The sequence below is a fragment of the Streptomyces sp. NPDC052301 genome (assembly GCF_044593395.1).
GTDB lineage: Bacteria > Actinomycetota > Actinomycetes > Streptomycetales > Streptomycetaceae > Streptomyces.
Genome location: NZ_JBIUBE010000007.1, coordinates 479947 through 491896 on the forward strand (window position 1 = coordinate 479947; position 11950 = coordinate 491896).

Consider the following 11950-nt stretch of genomic DNA (forward strand, 5'->3'; position numbering starts at 1 on the left):
GGGAGGGCGCACTGCGCGGCGGGCCGCGGCAGCGCGCCGGAGCACGTCACCCACACGGGTGAGGGGGACGGCGGCGCGTCCGCACCCCTTACGGCCGCGTTCCGCGAGGTCAGACGCTCACAGCGCCCGCGCCCACGCGGTGACCCGGTCCCCGTGCGCGGCGGCGGCCACCACGGCGACGGCGTGCGCGAGCAGCCCCGCGCGCCGGTTGCCCGCCACCATGGCCGCCCCCAGCGCGGCGCCGAGTGCGTGCGCCCCTGTGTCCCCGATCATCATGCGCTCGCCCAGGTCGTCGGGGAGTACGGCCGCGGCCGCGCCCATCGTCGCGGCGGCCAGCTCGCCGCCGGGCCCCTTCCGCAGCAGCCCCGGCGCGGCCAGCGCGAGCACCGCCCCGGCGGCCCGCCCGGGCCGCACGTCGACGAGGTTGACGAAGTGCGCCGCACCGGCGATCACGACCCCGGCGAGCAGCTTGTCCAGCGGCCGCTCCTTCAGCAGCGCGCCCGCGGCGAGCCCCGCGGCCGAGATCCCGAACAACTTCACGGCCCCGCTGGTGACCTCGCCGTCCCGCAGCGCGCCGAGATGAGCCCGCAGGCCCCGCCGGTGATCCCCGGCGACATCGTCGTACGCCCCGCAGACACCGGCGGCGAGCACGGCCGCACCGGCCCCGGGATGCACCCGCGCGGCCCCCGCGGCCGCCGCCACGGCCGCCGCGGGCCCGGCGTACAACCCGACGGTCCGCCCGGCGTAGTTCTTCCGCTCCCACCGCGCGCGGGTGCCGGGCGCGGCCTTGCGCAGCAGCCCCGTGCCCGCACGCGTCACCCCCACGGCAACCGCGAAACTGCTTCTCCTGCCCGCCCGAACGAACACTCCCCCACCCCGCTCCTAGCCGTCCGCCCGGGCGGCGGCGAGGAGTTCCTCCGCGTGGGCGCGGGCCGTCTCGGAGTCCTCCTGGCCCGCCAGCATCCGGGACAGCTCGCGGATACGCTCCTCGCCCTCCAGGACCTTCACGCCGGACCGGGTGACGGACCCGTCGTTGGTCTTCTCCACCAGCAGCTGCCGATCGGCGAACGCGGCGACCTGCGGGAGGTGGGTGACGACCACGACCTGCGCGCTCTTGGCGAGCTTCGCCAGGCGCCGGCCGATCTCGACCGCCGCCTTGCCACCGACACCGGCGTCGACCTCGTCGAAGAGGTACGTCGGCACGGGGTCGGTGCCCGCGAACACGACCTCCACGGCGAGCATCACCCGGGACAGCTCACCGCCGGACGCACCCTTGGCGATGGGCCGGGGCGGGGCGCCGGGGTGCGGGGCGAGCAGCAGTTCGACCTCGTCGACACCCGCCGGCCCGTACGCGACCGCACGCCCGCCGACCTCGACGCCGTCCGGGTCCTCGGTCTGCCGCAGGGCGAAGGACACGCGCGCGTGGGGCATCGCCAGCGAGGCCAGCTCGGCGGTCACGGCGGCGGCGAACCGCTCGGCGGCCTCCGTCCGCGCATCCGACAGCGCCTGCGCCAGGCCGCCCAGTTCGGTGCGCAGCGCGTCCCGTTCGGCGGTCAGCTCCCCGATCCGCTCGTCGTCGCCGTCGAGCTCGGTCAGCCGGGCGGCGCTCTGCTCGGCCCAGGCCAGCACACCGGCCACGTCCTGCCCGTACTTGCGCGTGAGGGCGGTCAGGGCGGCCCGGCGCTCCTCCACCGCGGCCAGCCGCAGCGGATCGGCGTCCAGGTCGTCGGCGTACCCGGCCAGCTCACCGGCCACGTCACCGAGCAGGATCCCGATCTCCCCGATCCGGTCGGCGAGCGAGGCCAGCGCCGGGTCGTGCGAGCGCACGGCCTCCAGCGCCCGGTGCGCGCCCGCGACGAGGGTCGAGGCGTCGATCCCCTCGGGGTCCTCGGGATTGCCCGCGAGAGCGGCGTGCGCGGCCGTGGCGGCGGACGACAGGGCCTCGGCGTGCCCGAGCCGCTCCGCCTCCTCGGCCAGCTCCACGTCCTCCCCGGCCCGCGGCTCGACGGCGGCGACCTCGTCGAGCCCGTACCGCAGCATGTCGGCTTCCTGCGCCCGCTCACGCGCGCGCGTGACGATCTCCTCCAGCTCGGTGGAGACCGCGCGCAGCCGCCGGTAGGCCTCGGTGTACTTGGCGAGCGGGACGGCGACGGCGTCGCCCGCGTACCGGTCCAGCGCCTGCCGCTGCCGGGACAGCTTCAGCAGCCCCTGCTGGTCGGTCTGCCCGTGCACGGCCACCAGGTCGTCGGCCAGCTCGGCGAGCAGCCCGACCGGCACCGAGCGCCCGCCCAGATGGGCGCGGGAACGCCCCTCGGCGGAAACGGTACGGCTGATCAGCAGGGCCCCGTCGTCCAGTTCCGCCCCGGCCTCCTCGGCGCGCACGGCGGCGACGGCGTCCGCGGGGACGGTGACCCGCCCCTCCACGACCGCCTTCTCCGCCCCGATCCGCACGAGCGCCGGGTCCGCCCGGCCACCGAGCAGCAGCCCGAGGCTGGTGACCACCATGGTCTTGCCCGCACCCGTCTCACCGGTGACGGCGGTGAAACCCGGCGACAACTCGACGACGGCATCGTCGATGACCCCGAGCGACCGTATCCGCATCTCCTCCAACACGGAACAGACCTTACGAGGTCTGAGGTGGCGAGCGCACATGGCCCGCCCATGTCACTCGGTGGAGTGGTGCGGTGCCCCCCGCCACCCGGTGGTCGGCAGTGCGAACTTCGCGACAAGCCGGTCGGTGAACGACGAATGGTGCAACCGGGCCAGCCGCACCGGCACGGCCCCCCGCCGCACCTCCACCCGGGCCCCGGGCGGCAGCTCGACCGTCCGCCGCCCGTCGCACCACAGCACCCCCGGCGGGATGTGCGGCAGCACCTCCACCGCGAGCACCGAGTCCGGCGAGGTCACCAGCGGCTTCGCGAACAGCGCGTGCGCGCTGATCGGCACCATCAGCAGCGCCTCCACCTCGGGCCACACCACCGGACCGCCGGCGGAGAAGGCGTACGCCGTCGACCCGGTGGGCGTGGACAGGACGACCCCGTCGCACCCGAACCCGGTCACCGGCCGCCCGTCGATCTCCAGCACGACCTCCAGCAGCTTCTCGGCGCCGGCCTTCTGCACGGCCGCCTCGTTCAGCGCCCAGTCGGTGTGCACGATGTCCCCGTTGCGGTGCACGACGACGTCGACGGTCATCCGTTCCTCGACCTCGTACGACCGCGCCACCACCCGGTCGACCACCCGATCGAGGTCGTCGCGCTCGGCCTCCGCGAGGAACCCCACCCGTCCGAGGTTGACGCCGAGCATGGGCACCCCGGACGCCCGCGCGAACTCGGCGCCGCGCAGCAACGTGCCGTCACCACCGAGGACGATGAGCAGCTCACAGCCGTCGAGGCACTGCGGGGTGGCCTCCTTGACCAGCCGCACCTCGTCCGGCAGCGGCAGATCGCGCGCCTCCTCCTCCAGCACCCGCACCCCGATGCTGTGCCGCAGCAGCCCCTTCACCACGAGTTCCGCACTGCGGATCGCCGCGGGCCGCCCGGTGTGGGCCAGCAGGAAAACCGTACGCGCCAGGTTCTGTGTCAACGCGGCCCCTCCGCCACTGCTCGGTCGACGTCGGCCGGGTCCAGTTCGGGGGCGCCGGACCGCAGCCACAGAAAGTACTCGACATTGCCCGAGGGACCGGGCAGCGGACTCGCGGTGACACCCCGCACCCCGAGCCCCAGCTCCCAGGCCTTCTCGGCCACTCCCCGCACGGCCTCCGCCCGCAGCTGCGGACTCCGTACGACACCCCCGCTGCCGAGCCGTTCCTTCCCCACCTCGAACTGCGGCTTGACCATCATCACCAGGTCGGCGTCCGGCTTCACGCACCGCTTCAGGGCAGGCAGCACCAGCCCGAGCGGAATGAAGGACAGATCGCCCACGACAAGATCCACAGGTTCCCCATCGATCGCCTCAAGCGTCAACTCGCGTACGTTCGTACGGTCCTTGACGGTGACGCGTTCATCGCTCCGGAGCGTCCAGGCGAGCTGGCCGTAGCCGACGTCGACCGCGACGACGTGCGCCGCGCCCGCCCGCAGCAGCACATCGGTGAAGCCACCGGTGGAGGCGCCGGCGTCCAGCGCGCGCCGGCCCTCGACCACGAGCCCCTGCGGCACGAAGACCTCGAGCGCTCCGGCGAGCTTGTGGCCGCCCCGGGAGACGTAGTCCGGGTCGCCGTCGTCGGTCTGGACCACGATCGCCGCGGCCGTCTCCACCTGCGTGGCCGGCTTCGTCGCCACGGTCTTGCCGACGGTGACCCGCCCGGCGGCGATCAACTGGCTGGCGTGCTCGCGCGAGCGCGCGAGCTTCCGGCGGACCAGCTCCGCGTCCAGACGACGGCGTGCGACTCCTGCCACGATTCGGTTCAGCTCCTGTGTCGGTACGCCGGTGACGGCGCCTGTGCGTACGAAGGCGGGGGCGCCGGAGGTCCCGGGCGGGCGTCGAGCGCGGTGAGCGCGTCACGCAGCCCCCGGTGTACATCCTCGTACACCTCGAGATGTCCGTCCGTGGCGAGGTGGTCGGCGTCGCCCAGCCGGTCCAGCTGGGCGTCGACCTCGGCGTTGCCGGTCGGCGTGCGCGGGACGTCCAGGGCGGCGGGCGCGGCGGGGTCGTACGCCTCCGGCGCTTCCGCCGGGATCTCCGTCTCCGGTACCGAGTCGTTCATGCCCAGACGCTACCGCGAACCGCTGGGGTACCGTCGTGGGCGATGGCCACGATCGAGGAGTGCCGCACCGCACTGGGGAAGTTTTCGGACAACATGCAGGGCGCCGAGGGCGACGCTCGGGCGGCCGCCGCCCTGGACCGCTCGGTGAGCTGCCACATCACCGACCTGGACGTCACCTTCACCGGCCGGATGACCGGCGGCCGGATCGAGGTGGACCAGACCCGCCCCGGGCCGCCGCGCGAGAGGGCGCAGATCAGGCTCGCCATGGCCGGGGACGACCTGGTGGCCCTGGTGGACGGCGAACTGAACTTCGCGACCGCCTGGGGCAAGGGCCGGGTGAAGCTGGAGGCGAGCCTGCTGGACCTGTTCCGGCTCAGGAAGCTGCTGTGACCCGTGTCCTGCGCGCGGCCGGCACCACCAGCGGCGTTCCCGTCTCCGGGTCGTCGATGACCTGACAGCGCAGCCCGAAGACCTCCTGAACCAGCTCGGCGGTGACGATGTCGTTCGGGGCGCCCTCGGCGATCACCGTGCCGCCGCGCAGGGCGACGAGGTGGGTGGCGTAGCGGGCGGCGTGGTTGAGGTCGTGCAGCACGGCCACCAGCGTCCGCCCCTGCTCCTCGTGCAGTTCGGCGCACAGGTCGAGGACGTCGATCTGGTGCTGGATGTCCAGGTAGGTGGTCGGCTCGTCCAGGAGCAGCAGCGGGGTCTGCTGGGCGAGCGCCATGGCGATCCACACCCGCTGCCGCTGCCCGCCGGACAGCTCGTCGACGTACCGGTCGGCCAGCTCGCCGACGCCGGTCTGCCGCATCGACTCCTGGACGACCCGCTCGTCCTCGGCGGACCACTGACGCAGCAGGCCCTGGTGCGGGTAGCGGCCCCGGCCGACGAGATCGGCGACCGTGATGCCGTCGGGCGCGACGGAGGACTGCGGCAGCAGGCCGAGGGTCCGCGCGACCTTCTTGGCGGGCATGGACTGGATGGCCTGCCCGTCGAGCAGCACCCGGCCCTGGCTGGGCCTGAGCATCCGCGACAGCGCCCGCAGCAGCGTCGACTTGCCGCACGCGTTCGGGCCGACGATCACCGTGAAGGAGTTGTCCGGGATCTCCACCGACAGGTGCTCGGCGATGACGCGCTGGTCGTAGGCGAGGGTGACGTTCTCGGCGGACAGGCGGTTCACGGTGCTCCTAGTCGTGTTCGTGGGGGTGCCGCTCATATCCGGCCGGCCCGGCGCTCGGTGACCAGCAGCCACAGCAGGTAGGCGCCGCCGAGCACTCCGGTGACCACGCCGACGGGCAACTGGTCGGCGCCGAAGGCGCGCTGCGAGGCCCAGTCGGCGGCGACCAGCAGGGCGGCCCCCATGCAGAGGGACGGCACCAGGTTGGGGCCCGGCGAGCGGGTCAGCCGCCGGGCCAGCTGGGGCGCGGTGAGCGCGACGAAGCTGACGGGGCCGGCGGCCGCCGTGGCCGCGGCGGTGAGCAGGACGGCGGAGACCAGCAGAACCAGCCGGACCCACTGCACACGCACACCGAGGGCGTTCGAGACGTCGTCGCCCATCTCCATCATCCTCACGCCGCGCGCGTTGCCGAGGACCAGCGGGACGAGGACGGCGCACAGGGCGAGCAGCGGCCGGACCTGGTCCCAGTCGCGGCCGTTGAGGGAGCCGGTCATCCACACCACCGCGCGGGCCGCGTCGACCAGGTCGGCCTTGGTGAGCAGATAGCCGTTGACAGCGGTGGCGATCGCGTTGACGCCGATACCGACCAGAACCAGACGGTATCCGTGCACCCCCTGCTTCCAGGCGAGCAGATAGATGGCCAGACCGGTCAGCAGTCCGCCGGCCAGCGCACCCACGGTGACCTGGGCGGCGCTCCCGGACAGCAGCACGATGACGACCAGTGCGCCGGCCGTCGACCCCTGGGACAGACCGAGCACGTCCGGACTGCCCAGCGGGTTGCGGGAGACGGCCTGGAACAGTGCGCCGCCGAGACCCAGCGAGGCGCCGACCAGCAGGCCGACGAGCACGCGCGGCAGACGCAGTTCGTCGACGATGAAGTCCTGGTACGCCGTGCCGTTCCCGGCGAGCGTCCTGAGCACGTCGGACACGGGGATCTTGGCGTCCCCGGTGCCGATCAGCGCGACGCCCGCCGCGCAGGCGGCGGCCAGCAGCACGACGACGACGATCAGGGCACGCAGGTCCAGGCGCAGGGAGAGCCCGCCGGGAGTGCGCACGGCCCGGTTCGTGGATCGGGTCTTCACAGCTGGGCCGTCCTGCGCCGTCGTACGAGCAGGATGAAGACCGGGCCGCCGATGAGCGCGGTGACGACACCGACCTGGAGCTCGGCGGGGCGGGCCACGACCCGGCCGACGACGTCGGCGCCGAGCAGCAGCACCGGGGCCAGGACCGTCGCGTACGGCAGGATCCAGCGCAGGTCGGGGCCGGTGAAGGAGCGCACCACGTGCGGGACCATCAGGCCGACGAACATGATCGGGCCGCAGGCCGCGGTCGCGGCACCGCACAGCACGGTGGCGGCCAGCATGGCCAGGGCCCGGGTGCGGCCCAGGTGGGCGCCGAGGGCACGGGCGGTGTCGTCGCCCATCTCCACGGCGTTCAGCGGCCTGGCCAGCGCGAGCGCGAGGACCGCGCCGACCGCCAGGAACGGCAGCACCTGCGTGATGGTCGAGGTGGTGGCGGAGGCCAGCGAACCCACCGTCCAGAACCGCATCCTGCCCAGCGCCGCGTCATCCATGATCATCACGGCCTGGAGATAGCCGTAGAGGGCGGCGCTGATCGCCGTACCGGCGAGCGCGAGCCGCACCGGGGTGGCGCCCCGGCTGCCGCCGAGGAACCACACCAGCGCGCCGACCACCGCGGCGCCGAGAAAGGCGAACCACACATAGCCGGTGAGGCTGGTGACGCCGAAGTAGGTGATGGCCGTGACGACGGCCGCCGAGGCGCCCGCGTTGATGCCGAGCAGCCCGGGCTCGGCCAGCGGGTTGCGGGTGAGCGCCTGCAGCACCGCGCCCGAGAGGCCGAGCGCGGCACCGACCAGCAGGCCGAGAACCGTGCGCGAGAGCCGCCCGTCCACGACGACGTCGCCGTACGTCCCCGTGTCGTGGAACAGGCCGTGCCAGACCTGGTCCGGCGACAGCGCTTTGGCGCCGATCGCGACGCTCGCCAGGGCGACGAGCACCAGGAGCACGGCGGAGACCAGGAGCCCAAGGGCCCGTACCGCCTGGCGGGTTGGGGGCGCGGAGGCGGACTTCGCGCGCTGTTCCGGAGGACTGTCGACCAACACGAGGTTAGGTTAGCCTACCCTCGCCGCCGAACTCGATCCCCGGGGTCACGGGCATCGTCCTCACACTCCCCCGCGCAACCTCACGCTCCGCGCGTCCTCACAGTCCGAGACGCGCCAGCGCCTTCCCCCCGTCCAGCTCGCAGGAGCCCTCACCGGCTGCCGACCAGGCCGCCGCGCACAACGCCCGCAACCCGTCCAGCGCCTCGCCGTCGCCGTCCAGCTCCAGCCGGTCCGCCCCGGCCCTCGCCGTGAACCCGCCGCAACGGAAACCGTCACTCGTCCCGGTGATCTCCGGCTGCCCGGTGAGCAGCCCGCGCAGATCGGCGTCCAGGTACGTCGGCCGGTGCTGCGGCGGCGCGGCGAGCAGCTGGGCGCCGTCGGTGACACCGGTCAGCACCAGCAGCGAGTCCACCCCGCCGTTGAAGGCCCCCTCGATGTCCGTGTCCAGCCGGTCCCCGACCACCAGCGGCCGCTCCGCACCCGTCCGGATGATCGTCTCCCGGTGCATCGGCGGCAGCGGCTTGCCCGCCACCTGCGGCTCCTTGCCCGTCGCGATCCGTACGACCTCCACCGCGGCCCCGTTGCCCGGCGCGATCCCACGCCCGCTCGGAATCGTCAGATCGGTGTTGGACGCGAACCACGGCACCCCACGCGCCACCGCGTAGGAGGCCTCCGCGAACCGACCCCAGGTCAGATCCGGCCCGCCGAACCCCTGCACGACCGCCGCCGGGTCGTCGTCCGCCGACTCCACCGGCACCAGACCGCGCTCGCGCAGCGCCACCCGCAGCCCCTCGCCGCCGATCACCAGCACCCGCGATCCGGCCGGCACCTGCTCGCTGATCAGCCGCGCCACGGCCTGCGCGGAGGTGATCACGTCGTCCGCGCCCGTCGGTATGCCCAGCTCCGTCAGATGCCCGGCCACCGCGTCGGGCGTACGCAGCGCGTTGTTGGTGACGTACGCGAGATGCATCCCGCCCGAGCGGGCCACCGCCAGTGAGTCGACCGCGTGCGCGATCGCGCTCCCACCCGCGTACACCACCCCGTCCAGATCGAGCAGCGCCGTGTCGTACGCCTCGCTCAGGGGCTGCCCACTGCCCTCGGGCCTCGTCCTGACGCCCTGGCTCATGTCCACATCGCTCCTCGTTCGCTCGGCTTTCCCCCGATCATCCCCCACCCCGCTGACACACGTACGATGCCGGGATGAAGACAGCAGGTCCCTCGGAAGCAACGGCGCGCCGAGGCCTGGAACTCACACCGTTCCGAGGCCTCCGCTACGACCCCGACCGGGTCGGCAGCCTGGCCTCCGTCACGTCTCCTCCGTACGACGTCGTCGTACGTCCCGACGGGGTGCAGCACCTCCAGTCGGCCGACCCGCACAACATCGTCCGGCTGATCCTGCCCCAGGCCGGCACCCCCAGCGCCCGCACCGAGCAGGCGGCGGACACCCTGCGCCGCTGGCTGGACGAGGGCATCCTCACCGCGGACCCGGAACCCGGCCTGTACGTCTACGAGCAGCGGGACGGCAACGGCATGCTCCAGCGCGGTGTCATCGGCGCCCTGCGGGTCTCGGAACCCGCCGAGGGCGTGGTGCTGCCGCACGAGGACGTCATGCCACCCGTGGTGGCGGACCGCGCGGCCCTGATGCGCGCCACGCGTGCCAACCTGGAGCCGCTGCTGCTCACCTACCGCGGCAACGGCGCGACGGCCGAGGTCGTCGAGCGCACCGCGGAACGACCGCCGCTGCTGGCCACCACCACCGAGGACGGCTTCCACCACCGTCTCTGGTCGATCACCGACCCGGCCGAGGTCGCCCGCGTCCAGTCCGACCTGGCCCGGCAGCAGGCCCTGATCGCCGACGGCCACCACCGCTGGGCCACCTACCTGCGGCTGCGCGCGGAGCACCCCTCTCCCAGCCCCTGGGACCACGGCCTGGTCCTCCTGGTGGACACCGCCCGCTATCCCCTGCGTGTCCGCGCCATCCACCGCCTGCTGCACGGCCTGCCGGTCGCGGACGCGCTGGCAGCCGTCGACGGCCTGTTCCGGGTACGACACCTCGACGTACCGCTGTCCGACGCCCTGGAGACCCTGGCGGACGCCTCCTGCGCGGGCAATGCCTTCCTGCTCGCCGGCGACGGTTCCTTCCACCTGCTCGACCGGCCGGACGCGGGCCTGCTGGCCCGCACGATCCCGGCGGACCGCCCCAGCGCCTGGCGCTCCCTGGACGCCACGGTCCTGCACGCCACGCTGCTCGAGCACGTCTGGCACATCCCCGAGGACTCCCCCGCCCACATCGCCTACATCCACGACACGGCCGCGACGGTCGAGAAGGCGGAACGCGACGGCGGTACGGCCGTACTCATGCACCCCGTCCGCGAGGAGGTCGTCCGCGACCTGGCCCGGCAGGGCGTGACGATGCCGCGCAAGTCGACGTCGTTCGGCCCGAAGCCGGCGTCCGGGCTGGTGCTGCGGGCACTGGAGATCTGAAGGCCCCGAACGCCGAAGAGGGCAGGCCCCTTGGGGAGCCTGCCCTCTTCTCGTCTCAGCGACTGCGGATCAGTCAGTCCTCGTCGCCGTCCTCCTGCGACGGCTTCTCCGGAGCAGCCTCGCCCTCGTCGAGGGCGTCGACGAACTCCACGCCGTCCAGCTCGGCGAGCCGGTCCGAGGCGTCCGTGCTGCCGTCCCGGTCGGCCTCGACGGCCTTGGCGAACCACTCCCGCGCCTCGCGCTCACGGCCGACGGCCAGCAGGGCGTCGGCGTACGCATAGCGCAGCCGCGCGGTCCACGGCTGGACCGAGTTGGAGGCCAGCTCCGGGCTCTGCAGCGTCACGATGGCGGCATCCAGCTGGCCCATGTCCCGCCGGGCACCGGCCGCGACCAGCCGCATCTCGACCTGACCGGCCTTGTCCAGCTTCTGCACCTCCGGCGCACCGGCCATGTCCAGTGCCTTCTCCGGCCGCCCGAGCCCACGCTCGCAGTCGGCCATCACCGGCCACAGCTCCGCGCTGCCCGTCATGCGCCGCGCAGCCCGGAACTCGGCGAGCGCCTCGCTGTACTTCTGGTTGGCGTACGCGGCGAACCCGCCGGCCTCGCGCACGGCGGCCACACGGGACGCCAGACGCAGGGCAACCTTGGAGTAGCCGTACGCGCCCTCGGGGTCCTCGTCGATGAGCCGGGCGACCATCACCAGGTTCTTGGCGACATCCTCCGCGAGCGTCTTGGGCAGACTCTGCAGCTCCTGCCGGACGTCCTTGTCGATCTCGTCACCGGTGACGTCCTCCGGGATCGGCAGCCGCTTGATCGGCTCACGGTCCCGGTCGCGGTCCCGGTCGTCGCGGAAGCGGCCGCCGCCGCGCCGGTCGTCCCGTCCCTCACGCCCACGGAAGCCGCCGGGTCGACCACCGCGGTCGTCCCGCCGGGGCCCACGGCCACCACGGTCGTCCCGACCCCGGAAGCCACCCCGGTCCTCGCCCCGCCGGTCGTCGCGGCGCTCACCGCGGTCACGGTCGTCGCGCCGGTCGTCGCGGCGGAAGCCACCGCGGCTGTCGTCGCGCCGGCCGAATCCGCCGCGGTCGTCGTCGCGGCGGTAGGTGGGACGGTCGCCCCGGTCGCCCCGGTCGTCTCGACGGAAGCCGCGGTCACCACGGTCGTCACGGCGGTCGTCCCGACGCGGCCCACGGTCACGGTCGTCCCGGTGGAACGCCGGACGCGAACCCCGGTCACCCTCACGGCGGTCGTCCCTACGACCGCCGAAACCGCCACGGTCGCCACGGTCACCGTAGCCGCCCCGGCGGTCATCACGCCGGTCATCACGCCGGTCGCCACCACGGTCGTCACGGCGGAAACCACCGCGCTCACCACGGTCGTCGCGGCGCTCACCGCGGTCACGGTCGTCGCGCCGGTCGTCGCGGCGGAAGCCACCGCGGCTGTCGTCGCGCCGGCCGAATCCGCCGCG

Annotated in this window: 12 protein-coding genes; 2 read left to right on the forward strand and 10 right to left on the reverse strand. The window is 73.7% G+C overall.

Translation table 11 applies throughout. The features are described 5' to 3' along the window. Positions 1-117: 117 nt before the first annotated feature. From ACIHEJ_RS22725 to ACIHEJ_RS22745, 5 genes are all read right to left on the reverse strand, one after another. Positions 118-867: a hypothetical protein gene (locus ACIHEJ_RS22725; RefSeq protein ID WP_400138291.1), complete on the reverse strand. Its 750-nt coding sequence runs from the start codon at positions 865-867 to the stop codon at positions 118-120. Positions 868-882: 15 nt separating this feature from the next. Then, positions 883-2601 carry a DNA repair protein RecN gene (gene recN, locus ACIHEJ_RS22730; protein ID WP_400138314.1) on the reverse strand — a complete coding sequence of 573 codons (1719 nt, stop codon included), beginning with the start codon at positions 2599-2601 and terminating at the stop codon, positions 883-885. A gap of 63 nt (positions 2602-2664) precedes the next feature. Then, complete coding sequence (locus tag ACIHEJ_RS22735) at positions 2665-3582, reverse strand: NAD kinase (protein ID WP_400138292.1); 918 nt, start codon at positions 3580-3582, stop codon at positions 2665-2667. Further along, positions 3579-4394 carry a TlyA family RNA methyltransferase gene (locus ACIHEJ_RS22740; RefSeq protein ID WP_400138293.1) on the reverse strand — a complete coding sequence of 272 codons (816 nt, stop codon included), beginning with the start codon at positions 4392-4394 and terminating at the stop codon, positions 3579-3581. The genes ACIHEJ_RS22735 and ACIHEJ_RS22740 overlap by 4 nt, the downstream gene beginning before the upstream one ends. An 8-nt stretch (positions 4395-4402) precedes the next feature. Beyond that, positions 4403-4702 (reverse strand): hypothetical protein, encoded by a 300-nt coding sequence (locus ACIHEJ_RS22745; RefSeq protein ID WP_400138294.1) that lies wholly within the window; start codon positions 4700-4702, stop codon positions 4403-4405. Between the two features lie 42 nt (positions 4703-4744). Here ACIHEJ_RS22745 and ACIHEJ_RS22750 point away from each other — a divergent pair, with 42 nt between their 5' ends. Beyond that, complete coding sequence (locus ACIHEJ_RS22750; protein ID WP_400138295.1) at positions 4745-5092, forward strand: SCP2 sterol-binding domain-containing protein; 348 nt, start codon at positions 4745-4747, stop codon at positions 5090-5092. On the opposite strand, the gene ACIHEJ_RS22755 is transcribed toward ACIHEJ_RS22750, so the two are convergent. The 4 genes from ACIHEJ_RS22755 to ACIHEJ_RS22770 form a co-directional block, all read right to left on the reverse strand. Further along, positions 5076-5915 (reverse strand): ABC transporter ATP-binding protein, encoded by an 840-nt coding sequence (locus ACIHEJ_RS22755; RefSeq protein ID WP_400138296.1) that lies wholly within the window; start codon positions 5913-5915, stop codon positions 5076-5078. The two genes, ACIHEJ_RS22750 and ACIHEJ_RS22755, sit on opposite strands and share 17 nt — an antisense overlap. Further along, a complete protein-coding gene (locus tag ACIHEJ_RS22760; RefSeq protein WP_400138297.1) occupies positions 5912-6958 on the reverse strand; it encodes a FecCD family ABC transporter permease in 1047 nt (348 codons plus the stop codon). The genes ACIHEJ_RS22755 and ACIHEJ_RS22760 overlap by 4 nt, the downstream gene beginning before the upstream one ends. After that, positions 6955-7998 carry a FecCD family ABC transporter permease gene (locus ACIHEJ_RS22765; protein ID WP_400138298.1) on the reverse strand — a complete coding sequence of 348 codons (1044 nt, stop codon included), beginning with the start codon at positions 7996-7998 and terminating at the stop codon, positions 6955-6957. Before ACIHEJ_RS22765 ends, ACIHEJ_RS22760 begins: the two co-directional genes overlap by 4 nt. Positions 7999-8095: 97 nt before the next feature. Beyond that, positions 8096-9124 (reverse strand): HAD-IIA family hydrolase, encoded by a 1029-nt coding sequence (locus ACIHEJ_RS22770; RefSeq protein ID WP_400138299.1) that lies wholly within the window; start codon positions 9122-9124, stop codon positions 8096-8098. Positions 9125-9198: 74 nt separating this feature from the next. Here ACIHEJ_RS22770 and ACIHEJ_RS22775 point away from each other — a divergent pair, with 74 nt between their 5' ends. Then, positions 9199-10482 carry a DUF1015 domain-containing protein gene (locus ACIHEJ_RS22775; protein ID WP_400138300.1) on the forward strand — a complete coding sequence of 428 codons (1284 nt, stop codon included), beginning with the start codon at positions 9199-9201 and terminating at the stop codon, positions 10480-10482. Between the two features lie 73 nt (positions 10483-10555). On the opposite strand, the gene ACIHEJ_RS22780 is transcribed toward ACIHEJ_RS22775, so the two are convergent. Beyond that, entirely contained in the window at positions 10556-11287 is a 732-nt protein-coding gene (locus tag ACIHEJ_RS22780) for a hypothetical protein (protein ID WP_400138315.1), read from the reverse strand. Between the last annotated feature and the right edge of the window lie 663 nt (positions 11288-11950).